Genomic DNA, 25,801 nt, shown 5'->3' with positions numbered 1-25,801 from the left:
ACAGAACCCCAATCAATGTTACGTTCGATAATCGCCCAAAACCCGCTTTTCACGATTGAACCATCCAGTACATTCCACGCACCATCCGAACCACAAAACCAATAACAACAGGTTCGACACCATGCCCCCGCGCCCTGCCCTCTCCGGCTGACCTGCTTCGTTTTGTGCTGATTTCGAATATTCGTCTGCAACCCCGGGTTGCGGCATCACCCCGCTTCATCCCCAAGAATTAGAGAGACCCGAGCTCATGACGTCTTCCACCGCGCAGTATTTCGTTCCCAGCCTGATCGCCGCCGCCCTGGCCAGTGCCGCCCTGCCCGCCTACGCCGAAGAGTCGGGTTTTGTCGAAGGGGCCAAAGTCAACCTGAACCTGCGCAACTTCTACATCAACCGCAACTTCACCAACCCGACCAAAGCCCAGGGCAAGGCTGAAGAGTGGACGCAGAGTTTCATCCTCGACGCCAAGTCCGGCTTCACCCAGGGCACAGTCGGGTTCGGCATGGATGTGCTCGGTTTGTATTCGGTGAAACTCGACGGCGGCAAAGGCACAGGTGGTACGCAACTGCTGCCGCTGGATCATGACGGTCGCCCGGCGGATAACTTCGGGCGCACCAACGTCGCGTTCAAGGCCAAGCTGTCGCAGACCGAAGTGAAAGTCGGCGAGTGGATGCCGGTGCTGCCAATCCTGCGTTCGGACGACGGTCGTTCGCTGCCGCAAACCTTCCGTGGCGGCCAGATCACCTCGAAGGAAATCAGTGGCCTGACGCTCTACGGCGGCCAGTTCCGCCAGAACAGCCCACGGGACGACAGCAGCATGAACGACATGTCGATGACCGGCAAAGCCGCGTTCACCTCCGACCGTTTCAACTTCCAGGGCGGCGAGTACGTGTTCAACGACAAGCGCACCCAGGTCGGTCTGTGGAATGCCGAGCTCAAGGACATCTACAGCCAGCAATTCATCAACCTGACCCACAACCAGCCGATCGGCGACTGGACCCTGGGCGCCAACCTGGGTTTCTTCTACGGCAAGGATGACGGCAGCGCCCGGGCCGGCGAGTTGGACAACAAGACCATGTACGGCTTGTTTTCGGCCAAGCACGGCGGCAACACCTTCTACGTCGGCCTGCAAAAACTCACTGGTGACAATGCCTGGATGCGGGTCAACGGCACCAGCGGCGGCACCCTGGCCAACGACAGCTACAACTCCAGCTACGACAATGCCCGGGAGAAATCCTGGCAAGTGCGCCACGACTACAACTTCGCCGCCGTGGGCGTACCGGGCCTGACCCTGATGAACCGCTACATCAGCGGTGACAACGTGCACACCGGCACTATCACCGACGGCAAGGAATGGGGACGGGAATCGGAACTGGGCTACACCGTGCAGAGCGGTGCGCTGAAAGACCTGAACCTGAAATGGCGCAACTCGACCATGCGCCGGGATTACAGCAATAACGAGTTCGATGAGAACCGCTTGATCATCAGCTATCCGATCAGCTTGTTGTAAATCTCAAGTACGCCATCGCGGGCAAGCCCGCTCCCACAAAGTTTTATGTCATGCCCAAATCTTGGGGGCACACACAAAACCTGTGGGAGCGGGCTTGCCCGCGATGGCGTCAGTTCAATCAACGCAAAATCACCGGGATCACTCCCGCGACTCAACCCCCAACTCATCCCACACCGACTCGGCCAGGTGGAACGTCGCATTGGCCGCCGGAATCCCGCAGTAGATTGCACTCTGCATGATCACTTCCTTGATCTCGCCACGGCTGACGCCGTTGTTGGCGGCGGCGCGCAGGTGCAGTTTGAGTTCACCCTCGCGATTCATGCCGATCAGCATGGCGATGGTGATCAGGCTGCGGGTATGGCGCGGCAGGCCCGGGCGGGTCCAGATGTCGCCCCAGGCGTGGCGGGTGATCATCTCCTGAAACTCCGAGTTGAACTCGGTCAGGGCGTTCAGGCTGCGGTCGACGTGGGCGTCGCCGAGGACCGCGCGACGGACTTCCATGCCCTCGTCGTAACGTTGTTTCTCATCCACTGCAATACCCTCAATCAGCCGACAGAAACGCCAGCACGCGCTCGCTGAACGCATTGCCAGCCTGGACGTTGGACAAATGCGCTGCGTAGAACTCGGCGTACTCGGCCCCGCGCACATGCTCTTGAATGAAATGCCCTCCGGACGGTGGCGTCACCGCATCTTCGGTACCGGCAACCACCAGCAACGGCACTTTGATCGCAGACAACTGTTCACGGAAATCGGCATCGCGCACCGCCGCGCAATTGGCCGCATAACCTTCGGGCGAAGTAGCCGCGAGCATGTCGGTAATCTGCTTGGCTGCCGCCGGGTTGGCTTCGGAGAAGTCCGGGGTAAACCAGCGGGCAATTGACGCATCGCGCAGGGCAACCATGGCCGCCTGACGATCACGCAGCACCATTTCGATACGCGGGTTCCACACCGACGGATCGCCGATTTTCGCTGCGGTGTTGCACACGATCAGTTTGTTCAGGCGCTCGCCGGCATTGATGCCCAGCCACTGGCCGATCAACCCGCCCATGGACAATCCGCAGAAATTCGCGCGCTCGATGTGCAAGGCATCCAGCAAGGCAAGCACGTCGTGGCCCAGTTGCTCGATGCTGTACGGGCCCGGCGTCACCAGCGATTGGCCGTGACCACGGGTGTCGAAACGCAGCACGCGAAAATGCTCGGTGAACGCCGGGATCTGCGCGTCCCACATGTGCAGGTCCGTGCCCAGGGAGTTGGACAGCACCAGTACCGGCGCATCGACCGGTCCATCGAGTTGGTAATGCAGTTCGCCCTCGGCGAGTTGTACAAAAGCCACAGCAAGTCTCCTTCAGGCAGTCAATGCAGAATGTTCAGCCACCGCCCGCTCGACCCAGGTTTTGGCCTGACCGAGATAGTGGGCGGGGTCCAGCAGATGATCGAGTTCAGCCGCCGACAGTTCGGCGGTCACTTGCGGTTCGTCGCCGAGGACCGCACGCAGATGACGTTGTTCAGCCACGGCGCGTTTGCAGCATTGTTCGAGCAGATGGTGCGCGGTATCGCGGCCGACCCGTTGCGCGAGGACGATGCTCACCGCTTCGGCAAGTACCAGGCCCTGGGTCAAATCGAGGTTGCGCGCCATGCGCTCGGCATCCACTTCCAGCCCTTGGGCGATCAACAATGATTGCTGCAGGCTGCCCGACACCAGGCAGCAAATCTCCGGCAGGGTTTCCCACTCGGCATGCCACAGGCCGAGGCTGCGCTCGTGTTCCTGGGGCATGGCGCTGAACAACGTCGAGAGCAAACCGGGTACACGCGTCGCCGCGCCGATCAGCACCGCCCCGCCCACCGGATTGCGTTTGTGCGGCATGGTCGAGGAACCGCCCTTGCCCGGCGCCGAGGGTTCGAACACTTCCGCGGCCTCGGTCTGCATCAACAGGCTGATATCGCGCCCAAGCTTGCCGAGGCTGCCGGCGATCAGGCCGAGCACGGCGCCGAACTCCACCACGCGATCACGCTGGGTATGCCATGGCTGATCGGGCAAGGTCAGTTGCAGTTCTTCGGCCAGCGCCTGGGCAATCGGCATGGCCTGGTCGCCAAGGGCTGCAAGGGTTCCGGACGCACCGCCGAATTGCAGCACCAGCAGGCGCGGCTTGAGTTCGGCCAAGCGTTGGCGATTGCGGGTCACCGCCCCCAGCCAGCCGGCGATTTTCATGCCGAGGGTGACCGGCGTCGCATGCTGCAGCCAGGTGCGTCCGGCCAATGGCGTGGTCGCGTAGCGCCGGGCCTGGGACGCGAGGGTCTGCCCCAGTTGTGCCAGGTCGCTCTCGATCAATTCCAGTGCGCGGCGCAGTTGCAGCACCAGGCCGCTGTCCATCACGTCCTGGCTGGTCGCGCCCAGATGCACATAGCGTTCGGCTTCGGCATCGGTGGCAGCGATCTGTTTGCCCAGCGCCTTGACCAACGGAATCGCCGAGTTACCGGCCGTGGCAATCGCCTCGCCCAACGCCGCAAAGTCGTAAAGCCCGGCGCTGCAAGCCGCTTCAATCGGCGCGACAGCACTCGACGGAATCATCCCGACCCGCGCTTCGGCCCGGGCCAGTGCCGCTTCGAAGTCGAGCATGGCCTGGACGCGGCCCTGATCGCAGAACACCTCACGCATAGCGCGGGCCGTGAAATAGGCATCGAACAATTGATTGCCCGGTCGCTGGTTCATAAACAGTTCCTGAAGGCGCGGGCCTTTGCGACCCGCGCGTGAAGATCAAAGGTCGTGCTGCAGATACTTCGCCTGTTTCGGCAGGCGCAGGCTGAACAGGAATGCCACCGCCATCATCACCGTGACGTACCAGTAGAAGGAGTTTTCCATGCCCACGGCCTTGAGGCTCAAGGCCACATACTCCGCCGAACCACCGAAGATCGCATTCGCCACCGCATACGCCAGGCCAACGCCCAAGGCACGTACTTGCGACGGGAACATTTCGGCTTTTACCAAACCGCTGATCGAGGTGTAGAAACTGACGATCACCAGCGCCAGGGTAATCAACACAAAGGCCAGGAACGGACTTGTCACGCTTTTCAGGCTCAACAGGATCGGCACAGTGAACAGCGTGCCGAGGGCGCCGAACCAGAGCATCGAGTTACGCCGGCCGATCTTGTCGGCGAGCATGCCGAAAATCGGTTGCATGCACATATAGAGGAACAGCGCGCCGGTCATGATGTAGCTGGCGGTCTTGGCCGGCATGCCGGCGGTGTTCACCAGGTACTTCTGCATGTACGTGGTGAAGGTGTAGAAAATCAGCGAGCCACCGGCGGTGTATCCGAGCACGGTGATGAACGCAGCTTTATGGTCGCGAAACAACGCGCGGATACTGCCGGCGTCTTTGTTTTCGCGCATTTCCTTGCTGGTGGTTTCTTTCAGCGAACGACGCAGATACAGCGAAACCAGCGCCGCCATGGCACCCACCACGAAGGGAATCCGCCAGCCGTAGGCACGCAGGTCATCTTCGGTGAGGAACTGTTGCAGGATCACCACCAGCGACACCGCGAGCAACTGGCCGCCGATCAGGGTCACGTACTGGAACGAGGCGAAGAAACCGCGCTGGCCCTTGAGCGCCACTTCACTCATATAGGTCGCGGTAGTGCCGTACTCGCCGCCCACCGACAAGCCTTGCAGCAAACGGGCGAACAGCAACAGGATCGGCGCCCAGACCCCGATGCTGTTGTAGGTCGGCAGGCAGGCGATAAGCAGCGAGCCGAAACACATCATCAGAATCGAGATCAACATCGAATTCTTGCGTCCGTGCTTGTCCGCCAAGCGCCCGAAAATCCAGCCACCAATCGGCCGCATCAGGAACCCGGCGGCGAACACGCCAGCGGTGTTGACCAGTTGCACGGTGGGGTTATCGGACGGAAAAAACGCCGGTGCGAAATAGATCGCACAGAAGGCGTAGACGTAGAAGTCGAACCATTCGACCAGGTTGCCGGACGAGGCACCGACAATGGCGAAGATCCGCTTGCTGCGTTCTTCGCTCGTATAAAGGGCTATAGGCGCTGCGGGTGTTGTCATTATTTTTTCACTCAATGGGGACAGTGAGAGTCTAGACACACTTTGCAACACTCCCGTTCCGCAATACGTCAGCAACAAAAATCCACTGTGGGAGCGGGCTTGCTCGCGAAGGCGTAGTGTCAGTCGATAAAAATGTTGCCTGACATACCGCCTTCGCGAGCAAGCCCGCTCCCACAAGGGGATGGTGTTCACTCAGTAATCAAAGAACACCGTCTCGGCATCGGTGCCCTGCAGAATCACGTTCCACTGGTACACGCCCGAAGCATCCTGCTTGGCCAGCAGCGTACTGCGGCGCTCGGCCGGCACGCACTCCAGCAACGGATCATTCACGTTCGCCGCTTCGCCATCAAAGTAAATCCGCGTCAGCAGGTGCTTGACCAGGCCACGGGCAAACACCAGTACCACCAGGTGCGGTGCCTGGGTCGTGCCTTTGAGCCCCTCGACCGTGCCCGGCTTGATGGTGGTGAAACGGAAACGCCCTTCGGCATCCACCGGCACCCGGCCAAAACCTTCGAAGTTCGGGTCCAGGGGTTTGTCCTGGTCGTCCTCCGGGTGGTCGTACTTGCCAGCGGCGTTGGCCTGCCAGACTTCCAGCATCGCGTCATTGACGACATCACCGTTGCCATCGACCACTTGCCCGGTGATCGCCACGCGCTCGCCCAGGGTTTGTTCGACGGTCAGGTTTTCGCGGTTCAGCCAGGTCAGGCCGATGTGGTAGTACGGCCCGACGGTGTGGGACGTGGTCGCAGTCAGCGTCATCTTATTTCTCCATCGGCGTGGCGTCGCGGCCGCGCAAAACGATGTCCCAGCGATAACCGAGGGCATAGGAAGGGATGGTTTTTTCCAGATCGAACGTGGCGATCAAGCGCTCTTTGGCACTGGTATCGGGCACGCAGTTGTAGATCGGGTCGTACGCCAGCAACGGGTCGCCCGGGAAATACATCTGCGTCACCAGGCGCGTCAGGATGCTCGGCCCGAACAGCGAGAAATGGATATGCGCCGGGCGCCAGGCGTTGTGGTGGTTGCCCCACGGATAGGCGCCGGGCTTGATGGTCTGGAACTGATACCAGCCATCGGCGTCGGTCACGGTGCGGCCGGTGCCGGTGAAATTCGGGTCCAGCGGCGCGTCGTGCAGGTCGCGGGCATGGGCGTAGCGACCGGCGGCGTTGGCCTGCCAGATCTCCACCAGAATCCCCGGCACCGGCAGACCGTTTTCATCCAGCACACGGCCGTGGATGATGATGCGCTCACCCTGTGGCTGCCCCTCGTGCTGGGCGGTCAGGTCGCTGTCCTTCTCGTTGACGCGCTCGGCACCGATGGTCGGACCGGTAATTTCCGACAACGAATGAGGCAGGAACACCAACGGTTTCGACGGCGAGCGCAGGTTGGTGGATTGATAGGCCGGGTGCAGGTACTCCGGCTGAGTGCCCGCCTGCGGGCGACGGTAACCAGGCTTGTCAGTCATGAAGCATTCCTCAGTTCTTATAAGTCTTCAGAGCGCGTCAGACGCGCTCGATCGCCAGGGCCAGACCCTGACCGACACCGACGCACATGGTCGCCAGACCTTTCTTGCCAGCGGTTTTTTCCAACTGATGCAACGCGGTCAACACCAGCCGCGCGCCGCTCATGCCCAACGGATGACCCAAGGCAATCGCGCCACCGTTCGGGTTGACCTGGGCCGCGTCGTCCGCGATCCCCAGTTCACGCAGCACCGCCAAGCCTTGGCTGGCGAAGGCTTCGTTGAGTTCGATCACGTCGAAATCGCTGACCGCCACACCGAGGCGTTCGATCAGTTTACGCACCGCCGGCACCGGGCCAATGCCCATCACCCGCGGGGCGACACCGGCGCTGGCCATGCCCAGCACTTTGGCGCGGGCAGTCAGGCCGTGTTTCTTCACCGCTTCGGCCGAGGCCAGGATCAACGCGGCGGCGCCGTCGTTCACACCCGAAGCATTGCCGGCGGTTACGGTTTTGTCGGGGCCGTTGACCGGTTTGAGCTTGGTCAGGGCTTCCAGGGTGGTGTCGGCGCGAGGATGCTCGTCCTGGCTGACCACGGTTTCACCCTTCTTGTGGGCTATGCGCACTTCAACGATTTCTTCGGCGAAGAACCCGGCAGCTTGCGCGGCGGCCGTGCGTTGTTGACTGCGCAGGGCGAACGCGTCCTGATCGGCGCGGGACACCTTGTAATCGTCGGCCACGTTGTCAGCGGTCTGCGGCATCGCATCCACACCGTACTGGGCTTTCATCAACGGGTTGATGAAACGCCAGCCGATGGTGGTGTCTTCGAGCTTCATGTTGCGCGAAAACGCGGCATCGGCCTTGCCCATCACGAACGGTGCGCGGGACATCGACTCGACGCCACCGGCAATCGCCAGCTCCATCTCGCCGCTGGCGATAGCGCGGAACGCGGTGCCGATGGCATCCATGCCCGAAGCGCAGAGGCGGTTGAGGGTCACGCCGGGAATGGTTTCCGGCAGGCCGGCCAGCAACAGTGCCATACGCGCAACGTTGCGGTTGTCTTCACCGGCCTGGTTGGCGCAGCCGAGGAACACCTCGTCCACGGCGTTCCAGTCCACCGACGGGTTACGCTCCATCAGTGCCTTGATCGGCACCGCGGCCAGATCGTCGGCACGCACCGTCGACAGGCCACCGCCGAAACGGCCGATGGGGGTACGAATCGCGTCGCAGATATAAACGTCACGCATCACGCTTCTCCGGGGGCTTGGCCGTGTGCCGCGGCGGTGCGGGCTTCGAGGTCGCGCAGCGCGGTCAGTTCGACTTCAGTCGGTTCAGCAGTTTGCTCGACATGGTCGGCAAAGCGAATCGCCCAACCGGTGGCAGTAACCACTTGCTCGCGGGTCACGCCCGGGTGCAGTGCGGTGACCACGAATTCGTGGGTGCCTTCCTCCGGTTCCATGATGCACAGGTCGGTGATGATCCCCACCGGACCGGCGCCTGGCAGGCCGAGACGCTTGCGCGAATCGCCGCCCTCGCCGTGGCCGACCGAGGTAATGAAATCGAGTTTATCGACAAAGGAGCGCGACGACTGCTTGAGGATGATCAACACGCTCTTGGCGGAACCGGCAATCTCCGGTGCGCCACCGGCACCCGGCAGACGGACTTTCGGCGCGTGGTAATCACCGACCACAGTGGTGTTGATATTGCCGAAACGGTCGACCTGCGCCGCGCCGAGGAAGCCGACGTCAATGCGCCCGCCCTGCAGCCAGTAACGGAAAATCTCGCCGGTCGGGACTACGGTGTCGGCGGTTTCCGCCAGTTCACCGTCACCGATCGACAGCGGCAATACGCTTGGCTTGGCACCGATCGGACCCGATTCGTAGATCAGGACGACATCAGGCGAGGAAGTCAGGCGCGCCAGGTTGGCCGCTTTCGACGGCAGGCCGATACCGACGAAGCACACCGAGCCATTCTTCAGACGGCGAGCGGCGGCGACGGTCATCATTTCATTTGTCGTGTAAGTCATTACTTCGCCTCCGAAGCGGCGGCCAGTTTGGCCTGGAACTCGCTGAAGTCAGCGCTGCCGTGGATGTATTCGTTGATCCAGGCGGTGAAGGTTTCACGGTCGCGGGCAATCGGGTCCCAGGCTTGGTAGAAGCGGTTGTCGCGCTCGTTGTAACCATGGGCGTAGGACGGATGCGCGCCGCCAGGTACGTGGCAAACCGCGCTCAAGGCCCAGGTTGGCAATACACAGGAGTTCATCGGCGCATTGAGGTCGTCGACGATTTCCTCAACGGTGACGATGCAGCGCTTGGCCGCCAGCGCAGCTTCTTTCTGCACGCCGAGGATGCCCCAGAGCAGCACGTTGCCCTTGCGGTCGGCTTTCTGCGCGTGAATCACGGTAATGTCGGGGCGCACCGAAGGCACGGCGGCCAACACTTCGCCAGTGAACGGGCAAGTGACGGATTTGATCAGCGGGTTGACCTTCGGCAAGTCGGAACCGGCGTAGGCACGCAGCACCGCGAATGGCAGGCCAGAAGCGCCGGCGACGTAGGCATTGGCCAGGTCGGCATGGCTGTGTTCTTCGATTTCCAGCGCGTGGGGCCACTGCTTCTCTACGGCGTCACGCAGACGGTGCAGCGAACCTACGCCAGGGTTACCACCCCAGGAGAAAATCAGCTTGCGGGCACAACCGGCACCGATCAACTGGTCGTAGATCAGGTCAGGGGTCATCCGCACCAAGGTCAGGTCTTTCTTGCCCTGGCGAATGATTTCGTGACCCGCCGCCGTCGGGATCAGGTGAGTAAAGCCTTCGAGCGCGACCGTATCGCCGTCGTTTACGAATTGCTTCACCGCGTCGTGCAGCGAAAGGATTTCAGCCATTGGGGCAGGCTCCCGTTTATTGTTAACCGACAGTGGAAGAAGGCGCCGATGCGCAGCGCCGGAATGACTGAAGATTAAGCCCGTGCAAAACGCCAAACAATCCGATAATCGACTAACCGTTCGATTATCGAACATATTGTTGCTTGGCTATCTTTATAGGCTGCCCCCAAAAGATCGCAGCCTGCGGCAGCTCCTACGGATTTACACATTCCCCTGTAGGAGCTGCCGAAGGCTACGATCTTTTCCTGCTACACCACTATTTCAAACCGGAATCAGGTCGCATCCGCATGACTGACCATGCCCTTGATCACCACCGCCGTGGTTGCCAGTGCCGCCGGAATCACCAGCGCCGTCAGCACTTGCTCGAAGTTCCAGCCCAGCCCCAGCAACGTCGCGCCCATCCACGCCCCGAGGATGGCGCCGAAACGGCCGATCCCGAGCATCCATGACACACCGGTAGCACGCCCTTGAGTGGGATAGAACCGCGCCGCCAGTGACGGCATTGCCGATTGCGCACCGTTGACACACATCCCGGCCACCAGCACCAGCGTCGCCAGCAGCGCGATGTTGCCCAGGCTCTGCCCTACCGCGTAGGCAAACACCCCGGCCAGCAGGTAGAAAATTCCGATGACCTTGTGCGGATTGAACCGGTCCATCGCCCAACCCACGCCTACCGCACTCAGCACACCACCAAACTGGAACAGCGCGCCGATGAAGGCGGCCTGCTCCATGCTCGCGCCACTGTCACGCATCAGGGTCGGCAGCCAACTGGTCAACAGGTAAACAATCACCAGGCCCATGAAGTAGGTCAGCCACAACAACAAGGTGCCGGTGCTGTAGGTGCCGGAGAAGATCACCGCGAACACATTGCGTGCCTTCACGGTCTTCTGTTCCGGCACGCTGAAACTGGATGCCTGGGCCACCACCGTCGGGTCAATCGGCGCCAGTGCCTTGCGCACTTTGTCCGTACCGCGGTTGCGCACCACCAGGTAACGCGCCGACTCCGGCAGCCAGAACAGCAAAACGACGGCGAGGATCAGCGGCAGAACTCCACCAATCAATAGCAGGCTGTGCCAGCCAAAGGCCGGAATGAGCTTGGCCGAGATAAATCCGCCGCCGGCCATGCCGAGGTTGAAGCCGCAGAACATGCTGGTCACCAGCAGGGACTTCTTGCGCTCCGGCGTGTACTCCGACAGCAGCGTGGTGGCGTTCGGCATGCCAGCGCCCAACCCCAGGCCGGTCAGGAAGCGCAACACCAGCAACTGATCGACATTGCTGCTGTAGGCCGAGGCCAGGCTGAAGGCGCCGAACAACAGCACCGCACCGACCAGTACGACTTTTCGCCCGAAGCGGTCAGCCAACGGGCCCGAGCCCAGTGCGCCGAAGACCATGCCGATCAGCGCCGCACTCATCACCGGACCAAGGCTGGCGCGGTCGATACCCCAGTCCTGGGACAGGGCCGGGGCGATGAAACCCATGGCTGCGGTGTCGAGGCCATCGAGGAAGACAATCAGGAAACACAGGATCACCACGCGCCACTGGTAGCGCGAAATGGGTTGGGCATTGATGAAGGACTGCACGTCGAGGCAGTTACCTACAGCAGACTGAGGCTGGTTCATTATTTTTATTCCACGGATCGCAGTCGAACGGTGTCAGCAGATGCTGACGAAGCCGCGACAGTAATGATCCGCAGGAAACAGCGTCAATTCGATAAACGCAACTCTGTGCGTTTATCGAACAGCTTAGGCAAACAGCTGGGCACTGAGGTCGCGGCTGGCGCTCAACAAACCGGGCAGGAAACGCTGTTCAAGTTCATTGCGGCTGACCCGCCCCGCATGGGTGCTGACGTTGAGGGCCGCAACTACCTGCCCGGAAGCGTCGTACACCGGGACGGCAATCGAACGCAGCCCTTGCTCGAGTTCCTGGTCGACGATGCACCAGCCTTGCAGTCGTACTTCTTGCAGGCATTCGAGCAATGCCTCGGGGGTGTGAATCGTGCGGCTGGTCTTGGCTTGCAATTCGGCGTGGTCGAGGTATTCGCCCAGCGACGTGTCATCCAGCGCGGCCAGCAGGATCCGCCCCATCGACGTGCAATAGGCCGGCAAGCGCCCGCCCACCGACAGGTCCACCGAAATCAGCCGCTGCGTGGTCGCAGAGCGGGCGATGTACAAAATGTCATCACCTTCCAGCGTGGCCATGTTGCAGGCCTCGTGCAGTTGCTCGCTCATGCGGTCCAGGTAAGGTTGGGCGGAAACCGCCAGTGGCGTCGATGACACGTAGGCATGGCCGAGGGTCAGCACTTTGGGCAGCAACGAATAGGTGCGGCCGTCGGTGGTGGCGTAGCCGAGTTTGATCAGGGTGTGCAGGCAACGGCGCACGGCGGCGCGGGGAATTTCCGTGCGGTGGCTGATCTGGGCGATGGTCAGGTGCCGCTTGCGCTCCTGGAACGCTTGCACCACGGCCAGGCCACGGGCCAGGGACGTCATGAAATCCGGGTCGCCGGTCAGTGCCTGGATCCGTTTGGCCGGTGAAGCAACGATGGGCGGAGCTACTGAAGCGAAGGAATTGCGCATTTGATCGTTCATACAAGGTCCTTTTACCCACTCGGATCAGCGACTATTACAAAGGGCCAGCGCCTGACGCTCAAGCCCGGCCTGCCAAGTCCGTGCGATTATCGAACGCTCGACCGATAATCGCAATCCACCGGATAAATCGCCCGATCCGCCGGTGTCCGGATTTTCGCTGACTCGCGACCCTCATGTTTACCTCGACTCGACACAGGACTTAATGGGGCAATCCAATTACCGTAACTTGCCCGACTTAATGGTGTCAGAAAGGCACCGCAGCGATGTGGTATCCGTCGACGTTCTAGTTAATCGCAAAGTATCGAGCAACAAAACGGTCACACACCAGGATCCACTTTTAACTCTTTGGAGATAGTGTTCTTCAAATCGGCCGCTATAATACAATTCAGTAGCGCTTCGGTTTTTTACTTGCCGAACCCGCTGCCCGGCAATGCGATGTTCCATCGCCGTTGCCCGTTGCAAGCGCCAGATCCGCATTGCACAGCCTTGCCAGTGCGCTTGCTGAAACAGGAAACTGAAGCTACGTCAGCTGTTTATCTCTGGTGCCGTGGCCGCCTGTGACATGGAAGTATTGATCACGTCGTTGCCAAAAAACGATGCCTTGATGGGCATTGCCCATTCGACGAACGTGATCGATCGATTTGATGCAGCGCGTTTTCACCAGAATTTATCCCAACTCAAACAGGTAGCACTGTGACGAAAGACGAACTGCGCGCGGAACTAGAGCGCCAGGAACAACGTTACAAGGAAGTTTACGGCGGAGAAGTCACCACTTACGCCGCTCAACCCGAACCGGAACGCAAACCCTGGCGTAAACGCGCCACCGTTCAGGATCAGGTTTTCCAGCAAGAACTTCAAAAAATGGAAAAGGAACTCAAAGCCGAAGAGCCGTGACTGCTTTGGCCTGATCCTTACAAAGGCCTGCCTCTGCACCCGTTAAAAGCGGGATGTATTGATGTTGCCTTGCGTGCCCGCTATGAGCGGGCAGCGGCCATTACCGTCGTTGAATCAGGCAGATTTCCGGTATCTGACCTATTTCTCAGATTTTTCGCACAACCGTTCAAGCCCCTCTTACCGGGTCGTGAAGGTTTTGTGACAGCGTATTTTTTCAATAAAATCAATAACTTAAAAAACTCAGCAAAACCCTGGGTTTTCCGGTGCTGCGGCAAAGAAATTCGTTGAAGAATGTTACCGATGAGCAGCTAGTGCATTGATTAGCAGTCTTTTCTGGCATAATCGCGCCCCCTTATGACCGGGTCAGAAAACCTTCATGATCGATTTATTCAGCGGACTGGATGCTTGGGTGCTTGTGAGCCTCTTGCTCGCCCTGGCCTTTGTCCTCGCATTCGAGTTCATCAACGGCTTTCATGACACCGCTAACGCGGTGGCGACCGTTATCTACACCAAAGCCATGCCGCCTCATCTGGCGGTGTTCTTCTCCGGTGTGTTCAACTTCCTCGGCGTGCTGCTGGGCGGGGTCGGCGTGGCGTATGCCATCGTCCACCTGCTGCCGGTAGAACTGCTGATCAATGTGAACACCGGTCACGGACTGGCCATGGTGTTCTCGTTGCTAGCCGCCGCCATTACCTGGAACCTGGGCACCTGGTACTTCGGTATTCCCGCGTCCAGTTCTCACACGCTGATCGGTTCGATCCTCGGTGTGGGCCTGGCGAACGCCTTGATCAACGACATACCGTTGGCCGATGGCGTGAACTGGCAGAAGGCGATCGATATCGCCATGTCGCTTGTGTTCTCGCCGATGGCCGGTTTCCTGATCGCCGCGCTGATCCTGATCGGCCTTAAATGGTGGCGCCCGCTGTCGAAGATGCACAAGACGCCGGAACAGCGCCGCAAGATCGACGACAAGAAACACCCGCCGTTCTGGAATCGCCTGGTACTGGTGATCTCGGCCATGGCCGTGAGTTTCGTGCACGGTTCCAACGATGGCCAGAAAGGTATCGGCCTGATCATGCTGGTCCTGATCGGTATCGTGCCGGCGCAGTTCGTCCTCGACCTGAACAGCACGACCTACCAGATCGAGCGGACTCGCGACGCCACGTTGCACCTGAGCCAGTTCTACCAGCGTAATTCCGAAACACTGGGCGAGTTCCTGGCCCTGGGCAAAAGCCTGGATGGCGATCTGCCGGAGAAATTCCGTTGCAACCCGCAACAGACCGAACCGACCATCACCGCCCTGCTCGGCACCCTCAAGGGTGTAGCCGACTACCACTCGCTGCCGTCGGAAAGCCGCATCGAAGTACGTCGCTACCTGCTCTGCCTGGACGACACGGCGAAGAAAGTCAGCAAGCTGCCAACGCTCGCCCCCCGCGAAAAGGCTGACTTGGACAAGCTGCGCAAGGACCTGACCACCACCACCGAATACGCTCCGTTCTGGGTGATCCTGGCGGTTGCACTGGCCTTGGGCCTGGGCACCATGGTCGGCTGGAAACGCGTGGTACTGACCATTGGCGAGAAGATCGGCAAGCAAGGCATGACCTACTCCCAAGGCATGTCGGCGCAGATCACCACCGCCAGCCTGATCGGCATGGCGAACATCTTCAGCCTGCCGGTTTCCACCACCCACGTGCTGTCCTCGGGCGTGGCGGGCACCATGGTCGCCAACAAAAGCGGCCTGCAAAGCGGCACCGTCAGAACCATCCTGCTGGCCTGGGTATTGACCCTGCCAGCCACCGTGACCCTGTCGGCCGGGTTGTTCTGGCTGGCATCGAAGGCCCTTGGCAGCTGATAAGCAGCCAAACCAAAAAAGGCGCGCTCCGCAAGGAACGCGCCTTTTTTATTGCCGCCTACTTCCGACATTACACAATTAATGTGGGAGCGGGCTTGCTCGCGAAGGCGGCTTTACATTCAACGAAGATGTTGACTGATCCACCGCCTTCGCGAGCAAGCCCGCTCCCACAGTGGCTTTATGCACTCCAACAGTTTTTTGCAGACAAAAAAAAGGGCAACCGAAGTTGCCCAAAATGCCTTGCGTGCTCATTACATCCAGAAAGAACTACGGTTATTTCCGCTTGTGCGAATCCTTCCAGATAAAAAGTCCGAACCCTGCAAAAAATACAAACATGAGGCTGACAGTCAGCACTCCGGCGATCACCACGTTGTCGAAAAACATGACGCGTCTCCTGTACTTGCCCTGTTGCGATAGGGCTAAGTTAACCAAACGGGCAGGAGAGAATATTGACCGGGATCAATGTCGCCCGAGACTGGGCAAGAGGAAGGGAAAAATTTGACCCGCATCAATGAATGCGGGGGACTTCAGCGCTTTTTCGGTTTGTTTTTCGGCTTTTTCCCGGACTTGCCCAACGGCATGGCCTGCTCGAACGCCTGGCGAACTTCATTGAGTCGCTTGTCATTGAGGTCATGAACACGCTTGGCGCGTTCAGCATTGAGGTCAATCAGTTTGTCGTCTTGGCTCATGGCGGTCAGTGCATCGCTTGAAATGAGTTTAAGCCGTCGTAGCGTTCGGCAACCCTGCGCCAATAATGCGGCCTGACGGCCGCGCTGACCAGCCTGTGCTCAAATCTCGATATCGACCCACAGCCCCTGCCGCGGCTGATCTTCCATCAGCGGCGCCACCGGCACGGTGTTGTCGGCATTGAGTTCATCGCCGGGAATCGCCAGGTGAGCCTCGGGATCATTATCAGCCTCGTGGCGGCGTCGTTCCTGCTCCTGCCTGCGGCGCTGCTCCTCGCGCAGCACCAGCCCGTCCTCTTCAGGATTGCGCTTTTGCAGGTCGATGGTGCTTTCACTGGAGCTTTCCTGCACCGGCACCACCGGTGGAATGTCCGGACGCAGGCGGATCGGGTCGGTCTGTGAAGTGATCGGCACGGCACTCAGGGGGAGCATCGGTGGCAGCATGGTTTTCAGTCTCCTGTCAGCAGGCTGTCGGCTGCGGGGATGGCGTCTTGAGCCATCGGTCGCAAACTGTGACTCATTTGGCACTCATTAGTGCACCGGGCGGCGCGTCATGCACAGGTGGGCTAACGTATGACTGTGAGTTTTTCTGAGAGTCCTTTGGCCCTGAAGCCCTCATTCCGTTAAGATAGCCCGCTTTTTCAGGTGGGAGTCAGGCAGCATGGCGCAGCAGTATCAACCGGGGCAACGCTGGATCAGTGACAGCGAAGCCGAGCTGGGTTTAGGCACCGTTCTGGCACAGGACGGCCGCTTGTTGACCGTGCTCTATCCGGCCACTGGCGACACTCGCCAGTACGCGCTAAGGAATGCGCCCCTCACCCGTGTGCGGTTTTCGCCGGGTGACTCCATCACTCACTTCGAAGGCTGGAAGCTGACCGTCCGCGAAGTCGATGACGTTGATGGCCTGCTGGTTTACCACGGCCTCAACGGGCATAACGAAGTGGTCACCCTGCCGGAAACCCAACTGTCGAACTTCATTCAGTTCCGCCTGGCCAGCGACCGTCTGTTCGCCGGCCAGATCGACCCGCTGGCCTGGTTCTCCCTGCGTTATCACACACTGGAACATACCAGCCGCCAGTTGCAGTCCTCCCTTTGGGGCCTGGGTGGCGTGCGTGCGCAACCGATCGCGCACCAGTTGCACATTGCCCGCGAAGTCGCCGACCGTATCGCGCCACGGGTTCTGCTGGCCGACGAAGTGGGCCTGGGTAAAACCATCGAAGCCGGCCTGGTGATCCATCGCCAATTGCTCTCGGGCCGCGCCAACCGCGTGCTGATCCTGGTTCCGGAGAACCTGCAGCACCAGTGGCTGGTAGAAATGCGCCGCCGCTTCAACCTGCAGGTCGCGCTGTTCGACGAAGAACGCTTCATCGAAAGCGATGCCAGCAACCCGTTCGAAGACACCCAGCTCGCACTGGTTGCGCTTGAGTGGCTGGTGGACGACGAGAAAGCCCAGGACGCGCTGTTCGCGGCGGGCTGGGACTTGCTGGTGGTCGACGAAGCTCACCACCTGGTGTGGCACGAAGATCAGGTCAGCCCTGAGTATTCCCTGGTCGAGCAACTCGCCGAAACCATTCCCGGCGTGCTGCTGTTGACCGCGACCCCGGAACAACTGGGCCAGGACAGCCACTTCGCCCGTCTGCGTCTGCTCGACCCGAACCGCTTCCACGACCTGCAAGCCTTCCGCGCCGAGAGCGAAAACTATCGCCCGGTGGCTGAAGCCGTTCAGGAGTTGCTGGACAAGGGGCGCCTGTCGCCGCAAGCCCACAAGACCATCCACGGCTTCCTCGGCAACGAAGGCGAAGCCCTGCTGGCCGCCGTCAACGATGGCGACACCGAAGCCAGCGCGCGCCTCGTGCGTGAATTGCTCGACCGCCACGGCACCGGCCGCGTGCTGTTCCGTAACACCCGCGCCGCCGTGCAGGGTTTCCCGGAGCGCAAGCTGCACCCGTACCCGCTGCCGTGCCCGGACGAATACCTCGAACTGCCGTTGGGCGATCACGCCGAGCTGTACCCGGAAGTCAGCTTCCAGGCGCAGCCGGATGCCAGCGAAGAAGAACGCTGGTGGAAGTTCGACCCGCGCGTCGAGTGGCTGATCGATCAACTGAAGATGCTCAAGCGCACCAAAGTGCTGGTGATCTGCGCCCACGCCGAAACCGCCATGGACCTGGAAGACGCCCTGCGCGTGCGCTCCGGCATCCCGGCCACGGTGTTCCATGAGGGCATGAACATCCTCGAGCGTGACCGCGCCGCCGCCTACTTCGCCGACGAAGAATTTGGTGCGCAGGTGTTGATCTGCTCGGAAATCGGCAGTGAAGGTCGCAACTTCCAGTTCTCCCATCACCTGGTGCTGTTCGACCTGCCGTCCCACCCGGACCTGCTGGAACAACGTATCGGTCGTCTGGACCGGATCGGCCAGAAGCACATCATCGAACTGCACGTGCCGTACCTGGAAACCAGCCCGCAAGAGCGCCTGTTCCAGTGGTACCACGAAGCGCTGAACGCATTCCTCAACACCTGCCCGACCGGCAACGCCTTGCAGCACCAGTTCGGCCCGCGCCTGCTGCCGCTGCTCGAAGAAGCCGACGATGGCGAATGGCAGGCGCTGATCGACGAAGCCCGCACCGAGCGTGAGCGTCTGGAAGCCGAGTTGCACACCGGTCGTGACCGTTTGCTGGAGCTGAACTCCGGTGGCGCGGGCGAAGGCGATGCGCTGGTGGAAGATATCCTTGAGCAAGACGATCAGTTCGCGCTGCCGATCTACATGGAAACCCTGTTCGACGCCTTCGGCATCGACAGCGAAGACCATTCGGAAAATGCGCTGATCCTCAAGCCGAGCGAAAAAATGCTCGACGCCAGTTTCCCGCTGGGCGACGACGAAGGCGTGACCATCACTTACGACCGTAACCAGGCGCTGTCTCGCGAAGACATGCAGTTCATTACCTGGGAGCACCCGATGGTTCAAGGCGGCATGGACCTGGTGCTGTCCGGTTCCATGGGCAACACCGCCGTGGCGCTGATCAAGAACAAGGCGCTGAAGCCGGGCACCGTGTTGCTGGAACTGTTGTATGTCAGCGAAGTGGTTGCCCCGCGTTCGCTGCAACTGGGCCGCTACCTGCCACCGGCCGCCCTGCGCTGCCTGCTCGATACCAACGGCAACGACCTGTCGGCCCGCGTGTCGTTCGAAACCTTGAACGATCAGCTCGAAAGCGTGCCGCGTGCCAGCGCCAACAAGTTCATCCAGGCACAGCGTGACCAACTGACGCCACGGATCAATGCCGGTGAAGCGAAGATCCTGCCGCGCCACACTGAGCGTGTCGCCGAGGCGCAGCGCCGCCTGGCCGCCGATACCGAGGAAGAACTGGCGCGCTTGACCGCGTTGCAAGCGGTCAACCCGACCGTGCGCGACAGTGAACTGGTAGCCCTGCGCAATCAACGCGAACAAGGCCTGGCCATGCTCGACAAGGCTGCGCTGCGACTGGAAGCGATTCGGGTGCTGGTGGCGGGTTAATCCCCTGCTCCACCCTGCTTAAAAAGAAGGCCCGCAGCGATGCGGGCCTTTTTTGTTTACTTCAATTTCAGTAGTGCTGCTGATGGCCTCATCGCGAGCAAGCTCGCTCCCACAGGTTTAGTGTTGACCACATAACCTGTGAACACCACTAACCACTGTGGGAGCGAGCTTGCTCGCGATGGCGGTTAGGCAGTCACTGCAGAACTATCAGGCTCAACAACCGCCACCAACCCTTCCTTCATCCGCTTGGCATCGCGCACGAAACACCGCGAAGCCAGGAACAGAAACACTACGGTGAACAACAGCGCCACCGGAATCAGGTACATCGCGTCATGCAGGCCGACCGCTTTAAACGCCTCAGTCATCTGTTGCGCACCCGCCGCGAGCATCGCCGTGTGGGCAAAGTGATCTGACAAGGCCCCGACCACCACCGGCCCCAGGCCACCGCCCAACAGGTACAGCCCGGCAAAGAACAGCGCCATCGCCGTTGCCCGCAACCGCGGCTCGACCACATCCTGAATCGCCGTGTACACGCAGGTATAGAAGTTGTAGGCGAACAACCAACCCAGGCTAAACGCCGCAACAAACACACCGATCTCGATTCGCCCGGAATGCAGCGCCCACGCGGTGCAGACCGTCGAAATCACCAGGCTGAAGGCCGCAAACAACAGCCGCCCGTTGGCGACCCGTTGGTGAATCTTGTCCGCGATCCAGCCACCGAGGGTCAGGCCGACCAACCCGGTCACGCCAACAATAACCCCGGTGGCGACCGCCGCTTCTTGCAACGGCATCAGGAAATACCGTTGCAGCATCGGCACCAGAAACGAGTTGCAGGCATAGGTGGCGAAGTTGAAACACAGGCCGGCCATCACCAGCCACAGGAAGGTCGGCACGGCCAACACACGACGGATCGGCCGATCGATCTTTTCCTGCGAAACCTGAACGCTCTCCGCGGCGCCGCGCTTCGGTTCCTTGATGAAAAACATGAAGATCGCCAGGATCAGCCCGGGCACCGCGGCGATAAAGAACGGCGCGCGCCAGCTATCGAAGGCCTTGACCATCGCGCCGATGGTGAAGAACGCCAGCAACAACCCCAATGGCAGCCCCAGCATGAAGATCCCCATGGCCCGCGCCCGGCGGTGAGCCGGAAACAAGTCGCCGATCAGCGAGTTGGCGGCTGGCGCGTAACTGGCCTCGCCGATGCCGACGCCCATGCGCACGATCAGGAAGCTCCAGAAACTGCCCACCATGCCGTTGACGGCGGTCAACCCGCTCCACACCACCAATCCCCAACCCATCAGCTTGCTGCGCGAGCCGGTATCGGCCATGCGCCCCAGCGGCAAGCCGGCAATGGCGTAGACGATGGTGAATGCCGTCCCGATGATCCCCAACTGGAAATCACTGAGGTGCCACTCCATGCGAATGGGCTCGATGATGATGGCCGGGATGGTGCGGTCGAAAAAATTGAACAGGTTGGCCAGGAACAACAGGAACAGGATGCGCCAGGCATTGGCCACTTGGGTCGAGTTCTGCATGGGTCCGTCTCTTTTATTGTTTTTGGGGCGTCACTGCCCCCGGACTTTGCAATCTAGACACGGCGGCCGCACCTGTCTTTCATTATTCGCCAGGCTGATACCTGCCCATGGCGCACAGCCTGCTCCCACAGGATCGCAGCTTTCGCAGGGCGGGTATTTCGCAGCCCGTCCGGTCGATGAAAAATACCTTTGAGCCCCCCTTCCCAAGCCGTTGGCGAAGCCTAGAATAGCGGCCTTGTTTCCCCCCTGTGTCTCCACTCCTCCTTAGATAATCGCCCATGTCCGAAGCCAGTCCGTGTCTGAATTGCGGTGCCTGCTGTTCTCATTTTCGCGTGTCATTTTTCTGGGGTGAATGCGCCTCGTCCGGGGGGACGGTACCCGATGAGCTTGTCGAACAGATCAGCCCCAGTCGGGTCGCGATGCTCGGCACGGGCTGCAAACCCGTACGCTGCACCAGCCTGGTGGGAGACGTGGGCAGTACGGTGCAGTGCTCGATTTACGAAAAACGCTCCAGCACCTGTCGGGAGTTCGACGCTTCGTGGGTCGATGGCGTGGCCAATCCCGATTGCGACGCGGCCCGTGCCGCTTTCGGCTTGCCGGCCCTGCAACCCGCCTTCGAGACGCCTCAGAAGAAAATCGCCTGAGTAATAGCACCAATCGATGGCTTCGGCACCGGCGACTCATCCCTGCTGAGCCGGCCGGTGCCACTGGCCGAGTTGCATCCGGTGCTGAACGAAATCAACCAGCGCCAGCACGCCTACACCGTCACGACGCTGAGCCTGGCTCACGGTACATCTGCACTAATGTAGACGGGTCTTTCTCAAGGAAACCCTGACTCCCATGCAGGCGCATCAATTGCGCGGCCAGACCGCTGATCGGTGTCGCCGAGCCTTGTTCACGGGAAAACTTCACCGCTGTATCCAGATCCTTGAGCAACGTCCGTACGTGCCACTTGACCGGCTCAAAACGGTTTTCCGCCATCTGCGGGGCGAGGATCTGCAACGGCTTCGAATCGGCAAAGCCGCCGGCCAGCGCTTCAGCGATCAGGCTGGCATCAACCCCGGAACGCTCCGCCAGCGCGACCACTTCGGCAATCACCAATGCATTGCAAGCGACGATCATCTGATTGCACGCCTTGGTCACCTGCCCTGCCCCGACGCCGCCCATGTGTGTCACACGCTGCCCCAGGTTCAACAGCACAGGCCGGACCCGCTCCAGATCCTGTACGTCACCGCCGACCATGATCGCCAGGCTTCCAGCCTCGGCACCGACCACGCCGCCGGATACCGGCGTGTCGAGCCAGCCCATGCCGGTTTTACCAGCAAGTTCTGCGGCCATTTCCCGCGTGGCGTTGGGCTCCAGGCTGGAAAAATCCACCAGCAGCTGGCCTTTTCCTGCCCCTTCGATAATGCCTGTCGGACCAAACACTACCTCGCGTACCACCGACGTATCCGCCAGGCACAGCATCACCACGTCAGCGTGCTGGCACAGCTCGGCCGGGCTGGCGACCTGGCGCGCGCCGACCTCCACCAGCGGCTTGCACTTGTCCGGATTGCGATTCCATACCGCCAGCGGATAACCCGCGGCCAGCAGGCGCCGGCACATCGGCAGCCCCATCAGGCCGATCCCGGCAAACCCTAGCGAAGGTAGCGTTGACATCATTTTGCCTCTTCTTGATTAAAGATCACCGAATATTGGCCGATTCATCATGACTTAGGAAAGGATTCCCCCCCGAGCAATGCTCAGGCCAGAGACCAAGGCATGGTCCAGGTACGCGCTGAAAAAAGACGCGATTGTATTCCGTGACGGTTCGACGACAGCGAGTCGGCCAACCAATCAGCCCAGGTAGATGGCGAACCATGACTTCTAAAAACAACCCGGCCACTGCGGTAAACGATCTGACGTTGAGCCCCGCGGCCAACAGCCCGTCATCACCGAAGCCATTGATCCAATCCCGTCCGTTGGCGACCCAGCAATACCTGTACTTCACCGAAACCAACACCGACCGCATCCTCGACAACCTCGACGGCCTGCGCGACATGGTGTTCCCGCGCGCACCACACCTGGAAGGCGACAGCGAACAGCACAGCGATCAGGAATTCCCGTCGGTATGCCTGATCGGCCTGGGCCGCTGCGGCTCGAACATTGCGCTGGACGTGGCGGAGCTGGTGTACAACGCCCGCAAGTTCTACCTCAACGAATTCAACAACGAAGATCGCCTGTCGCCGGACAAGCGTTTTGCCGAAAAGGGCTACAGCCCGGCCCAGTGGATCCTCAACAACCTGCGCCTGGGCCAGAACAAAAACACCAAGCCGGTGTTTCTGGTCGAGCCGCTGGTGATGCTCGGCGACCTGGACAAGGACATCGCCGGACGCATCCGCTTCTCGCGCAAGGGCGAAAAAAGCGGCTTCCTGCGCGACTACAGCAAGATGAAAATCATGGACCTGTCGGAAGTCCACGCCGGTGGCGCCGGCAACGCGCCGATCCTCGGCCAGTACCTGGCCAAGATCATCCTGAACAAGGACACCCAGCGTTTCTCCAGCCCTGACTGGAAAATGATTCACTCGTACCTGATCGACAGCTGCGGCATCAAGGCCAACCAGTCGCGCCTGTACTTCTCGATCTTCAGTGCTGGCGGCGGTACCGGCTCGGGCATGGCCTCGGAATTCGGCCTGGCCCAGCAGCACTCGTACATGAACAAGACGTTCGACACCAAACCGATGGACGAGCACGACAGCAAGAGCGGCCACTCCTTCGTCTTCGAACCGATCTTCACCAGTGGCATCTGTGTACTGCCGAACATTTCCGATCACCGCAGTGAAATGTCCGAGGCGCTGCACATCAACGCCGGCCGCCTGCTGTGCAAATACCTGTCGGAAGAGTGGGACTTCTCCTACAACTTCGCCAACGAAGACAGCAGCGAAGCCAGCGTCATGGGCCGCATCCGCCCATGGAACGCGATGATGCTGATCTCCAACGACATCATGCGTTACGCCGAAGAGAACGATGACGGCAATATCCAGAACATTGATGTCAATGCCATGGAAAAGCATGCCAACCAGTACATCTCGCAGCAGATCTTCAACATTCTGACGGCCCAGGCGGTGACCACCGACTACGACCAGAACTATTTCCGTCGCGCCGGCATCGACATCGGCGAAACCATCCGCCTGGACGCCAACGACCTGTTCATGAGCCTGGCTGGCCCGGTGGCGATTGCCTACGCCGAGTCCGTGGTGCCGGAAACCCCAGCGCCGAGCAGCGACAAATTCAAGGTGTTCGAGAAAGAGCCGCAGCGCCTGAACATCGACGACCTGTTCTTCCGTTCGATCGACCTGCCGCACTTCAACAAGGTCACCCAGGCCATCGAAGGCATCAGCCTGTTGCCGATCGAATCCAAGCGCTATCGCGCGTCGCTGGAGCAGTACAAGAACTCGGGTTACGACGCGGCGGCCCTGCACGACCTGCACTTCTTCAAGAATTGCTCGTCGGTGGTGTCTATCGTCTCGTTGCCGAAGGACTACAAGCTGTCCTACATGGACCTGAACCGGTTGAAGACCCACCTCAACAGCCTGTTCCCCAACACCACGCTCAAGCGCTACGCGCTGGTGATCGGCGCCTCGGCCAACCTGTCGCTGACCACCCTGATCGCCAAGAGCCCGTGCCTGTCGGACGACTTCCTGACGCTGATCGTGGCGTTCATCAAGCGCTGCTTTGCGAAGTCGGCATACCGTTTCGACGAGACCCTGGACAACTCGATCCTGGACTTCATCGTCCAGGAGGAATTCGACGAAGGCCGCATCGACGACTTGCTCAACGAATTCGAGAACCCGGCGAAGATCCTCGACACCAACTGGTACGCGATCAAGCCGATGTACGAGAAGAAGTACCGTGAGCTGATCAACGACAAGGAAAAGTTCGTCTCGATCAACGACATCCGCCTGTCCCGGGATTGCGTGAAGAAATCGATCAAGTACCTGCGCGAGATCTACCGTCACCGGATCGGTAAGACCAAGGTTATTTCGTTGAATAACCATACGGGCAAGACGGCTTAACAAGACACGAAAACTCGTCGCCCCTATCGCGAGCAGGCTCGCTCCCACAGTTGACCGTGTTCCCTCTGAAGAATGCGATCCCTGTGGGAGCGAGCCTGCTCGCGAAGGCGGCCCCACAATCACCGCAATTCAACATCCAGAAACAATTGAGCAGACGTTCAGTTGCTCTCTCAACTGTTCCCGTTACGTTTACGTCACCGTGAAGCTGTGGCCTTTCTCTACGGCAACCTGCCATCACGCTACTCGGCTACACACTTTTCCCGCGCAAAGGAACGCACCAATCAGGTGCAACCATTAAGCTTGCGTCCTTTCCTGGACCAGAATCCACGGCGAAACAACCACGGCCCACAACTGCGGATCACGCTCGAAAAGATCCAGCGCCCGTGTTTCAGACAGCTTGGCGAGCTTGTCAGCGGCCAGCCAGGCAGCCACTTTCTCCCCTTCATCCTGGGCCACGGCCTCGGCGGCGGCGATCAAATCCAGGCCAGGATCGACCCACAATAGGGCACCCTTGGCGAAGAACGGCTCCAGCTCTTTCCATGTAATAGATGCGGTTTCACCAAGCAGCTTGGCATAGAGGGTGCTAGGTTCTTGATTCATGGGACTGTCCGGAAAAGAAATCGACGCGAATGATAACGTCGGTGGCCTGGCAGAAAAACCCGGATGCAATTGAGTGACCGAAATGAAAAGCGCAGGAAAGCCAGGGAATGCACTGAATCCGGCTATAAGCCCCTCAACACCCCGCCGCAATTCTGTCTTTTACTTTCAATAAAGCGAC

Annotated in this window: 23 protein-coding genes; 6 read left to right on the top strand and 17 right to left on the bottom strand. The window is 60.2% G+C overall.

What is annotated here, in order from left to right; translation table 11 throughout:
- Positions 1–247: 247 nt before the first annotated feature.
- Entirely contained in the window at positions 248–1,507 is a 1,260-nt protein-coding gene (locus tag AC3IT9_RS06400) for an OprD family porin (RefSeq protein WP_489272433.1), read from the top strand.
- Between the two features lie 138 nt (positions 1,508–1,645).
- On the opposite strand, the gene pcaC is transcribed toward AC3IT9_RS06400, so the two are convergent.
- The 11 genes from pcaC to pcaR all read right to left on the bottom strand — a co-directional run bounded on the left by pcaC (position 1,646) and on the right by pcaR (position 12,493).
- On the bottom strand, positions 1,646–2,038 hold the full coding sequence (gene pcaC / locus AC3IT9_RS06395) for a 4-carboxymuconolactone decarboxylase (protein WP_150754136.1): 393 nt from the start codon (positions 2,036–2,038) through the stop codon (positions 1,646–1,648).
- A gap of 10 nt (positions 2,039–2,048) precedes the next feature.
- On the bottom strand, positions 2,049–2,840 hold the full coding sequence (pcaD, locus tag AC3IT9_RS06390) for a 3-oxoadipate enol-lactonase (RefSeq protein WP_489272431.1): 792 nt from the start codon (positions 2,838–2,840) through the stop codon (positions 2,049–2,051).
- A 12-nt stretch (positions 2,841–2,852) separates the two neighbouring features.
- Entirely contained in the window at positions 2,853–4,217 is a 1,365-nt protein-coding gene (locus AC3IT9_RS06385; RefSeq protein WP_489272429.1) for a 3-carboxy-cis,cis-muconate cycloisomerase, read from the bottom strand.
- A 45-nt stretch (positions 4,218–4,262) separates the two neighbouring features.
- A complete protein-coding gene (locus AC3IT9_RS06380) occupies positions 4,263–5,567 on the bottom strand; it encodes an MFS family transporter (RefSeq protein WP_489272428.1) in 1,305 nt (434 codons plus the stop codon).
- Between the two features lie 192 nt (positions 5,568–5,759).
- The gene (gene pcaG, locus AC3IT9_RS06375; RefSeq protein ID WP_150727600.1) at positions 5,760–6,326 is read right to left on the bottom strand and encodes a protocatechuate 3,4-dioxygenase subunit alpha; all 567 of its coding nucleotides are present in this window, start codon (positions 6,324–6,326) and stop codon (positions 5,760–5,762) included.
- A 1-nt stretch (position 6,327) separates the two neighbouring features.
- Entirely contained in the window at positions 6,328–7,032 is a 705-nt protein-coding gene (pcaH, locus tag AC3IT9_RS06370) for a protocatechuate 3,4-dioxygenase subunit beta (protein WP_150727601.1), read from the bottom strand.
- A 37-nt stretch (positions 7,033–7,069) separates the two neighbouring features.
- Complete coding sequence (pcaF, locus tag AC3IT9_RS06365) at positions 7,070–8,275, bottom strand: 3-oxoadipyl-CoA thiolase (RefSeq protein WP_191624893.1); 1,206 nt, start codon at positions 8,273–8,275, stop codon at positions 7,070–7,072.
- On the bottom strand, positions 8,272–9,051 hold the full coding sequence (locus tag AC3IT9_RS06360) for a CoA-transferase subunit beta (RefSeq protein WP_150757335.1): 780 nt from the start codon (positions 9,049–9,051) through the stop codon (positions 8,272–8,274). Before AC3IT9_RS06360 ends, pcaF begins: the two co-directional genes overlap by 4 nt.
- Positions 9,051–9,908: a CoA transferase subunit A gene (locus AC3IT9_RS06355; protein WP_008054173.1), complete on the bottom strand. Its 858-nt coding sequence runs from the start codon at positions 9,906–9,908 to the stop codon at positions 9,051–9,053. Before AC3IT9_RS06355 ends, AC3IT9_RS06360 begins: the two co-directional genes overlap by 1 nt.
- 272 nt (positions 9,909–10,180) lie before the next feature.
- Positions 10,181–11,527 (bottom strand): 4-hydroxybenzoate transporter PcaK, encoded by a 1,347-nt coding sequence (gene pcaK, locus AC3IT9_RS06350; RefSeq protein ID WP_489272426.1) that lies wholly within the window; start codon positions 11,525–11,527, stop codon positions 10,181–10,183.
- Between the two features lie 123 nt (positions 11,528–11,650).
- Positions 11,651–12,493 carry a pca regulon transcriptional regulator PcaR gene (gene pcaR / locus AC3IT9_RS06345; protein WP_008054175.1) on the bottom strand — a complete coding sequence of 281 codons (843 nt, stop codon included), beginning with the start codon at positions 12,491–12,493 and terminating at the stop codon, positions 11,651–11,653.
- A gap of 693 nt (positions 12,494–13,186) precedes the next feature.
- Between pcaR and AC3IT9_RS06340 the strand changes: the two genes are divergently transcribed.
- A complete protein-coding gene (locus tag AC3IT9_RS06340) occupies positions 13,187–13,387 on the top strand; it encodes a hypothetical protein (RefSeq protein WP_007986337.1) in 201 nt (66 codons plus the stop codon).
- A gap of 376 nt (positions 13,388–13,763) precedes the next feature.
- Positions 13,764–15,239, top strand: coding sequence for an inorganic phosphate transporter (locus tag AC3IT9_RS06335; RefSeq protein ID WP_150754143.1), 1,476 nt, complete (start codon positions 13,764–13,766; stop codon positions 15,237–15,239).
- 273 nt (positions 15,240–15,512) lie between these two features.
- Here the strand turns inward: AC3IT9_RS06335 and ccoM are convergent, their stop codons facing one another.
- The 3 genes from ccoM to AC3IT9_RS06320 all read right to left on the bottom strand — a co-directional run bounded on the left by ccoM (position 15,513) and on the right by AC3IT9_RS06320 (position 16,369).
- Entirely contained in the window at positions 15,513–15,623 is a 111-nt protein-coding gene (ccoM, locus tag AC3IT9_RS06330; RefSeq protein WP_007976669.1) for a cytochrome c oxidase subunit CcoM, read from the bottom strand.
- 143 nt (positions 15,624–15,766) lie between these two features.
- Positions 15,767–15,928, bottom strand: a complete 162-nt coding sequence (locus AC3IT9_RS06325; protein ID WP_191624892.1) for a hypothetical protein — start codon at positions 15,926–15,928, stop codon at positions 15,767–15,769.
- 99 nt (positions 15,929–16,027) lie between these two features.
- On the bottom strand, positions 16,028–16,369 hold the full coding sequence (locus AC3IT9_RS06320) for an aspartate-semialdehyde dehydrogenase (RefSeq protein ID WP_489272425.1): 342 nt from the start codon (positions 16,367–16,369) through the stop codon (positions 16,028–16,030).
- A 217-nt stretch (positions 16,370–16,586) separates the two neighbouring features.
- Between AC3IT9_RS06320 and rapA the strand changes: the two genes are divergently transcribed.
- Positions 16,587–19,433: an RNA polymerase-associated protein RapA gene (gene rapA, locus AC3IT9_RS06315; protein WP_150727606.1), complete on the top strand. Its 2,847-nt coding sequence runs from the start codon at positions 16,587–16,589 to the stop codon at positions 19,431–19,433.
- 185 nt (positions 19,434–19,618) lie between these two features.
- On the opposite strand, the gene AC3IT9_RS06310 is transcribed toward rapA, so the two are convergent.
- The gene (locus AC3IT9_RS06310) at positions 19,619–20,968 is read right to left on the bottom strand and encodes a spinster family MFS transporter (RefSeq protein ID WP_489272423.1); all 1,350 of its coding nucleotides are present in this window, start codon (positions 20,966–20,968) and stop codon (positions 19,619–19,621) included.
- A gap of 278 nt (positions 20,969–21,246) precedes the next feature.
- Here AC3IT9_RS06310 and AC3IT9_RS06305 point away from each other — a divergent pair, with 278 nt between their 5' ends.
- Positions 21,247–21,612: a YkgJ family cysteine cluster protein gene (locus AC3IT9_RS06305; RefSeq protein WP_489272422.1), complete on the top strand. Its 366-nt coding sequence runs from the start codon at positions 21,247–21,249 to the stop codon at positions 21,610–21,612.
- A gap of 121 nt (positions 21,613–21,733) precedes the next feature.
- Here the strand turns inward: AC3IT9_RS06305 and AC3IT9_RS06300 are convergent, their stop codons facing one another.
- A complete protein-coding gene (locus AC3IT9_RS06300; RefSeq protein ID WP_489272421.1) occupies positions 21,734–22,630 on the bottom strand; it encodes an NAD(P)-dependent oxidoreductase in 897 nt (298 codons plus the stop codon).
- A gap of 197 nt (positions 22,631–22,827) precedes the next feature.
- On the opposite strand from AC3IT9_RS06300, the gene AC3IT9_RS06295 reads away from it, so the two are divergent.
- A complete protein-coding gene (locus AC3IT9_RS06295; RefSeq protein ID WP_489272420.1) occupies positions 22,828–25,023 on the top strand; it encodes a hypothetical protein in 2,196 nt (731 codons plus the stop codon).
- Positions 25,024–25,317: 294 nt separating this feature from the next.
- On the opposite strand, the gene AC3IT9_RS06290 is transcribed toward AC3IT9_RS06295, so the two are convergent.
- Complete coding sequence (locus tag AC3IT9_RS06290) at positions 25,318–25,623, bottom strand: DUF2288 domain-containing protein (protein ID WP_150727612.1); 306 nt, start codon at positions 25,621–25,623, stop codon at positions 25,318–25,320.
- Positions 25,624–25,801: the final 178 nt, after the last annotated feature.

The sequence above is a fragment of the Pseudomonas sp. KH_046_1 genome (genome assembly GCF_057839025.1).
The sequence above is the reverse complement of the archived record's forward strand: the minus strand, read 5'-3'. Positions and strand labels throughout refer to the sequence as shown.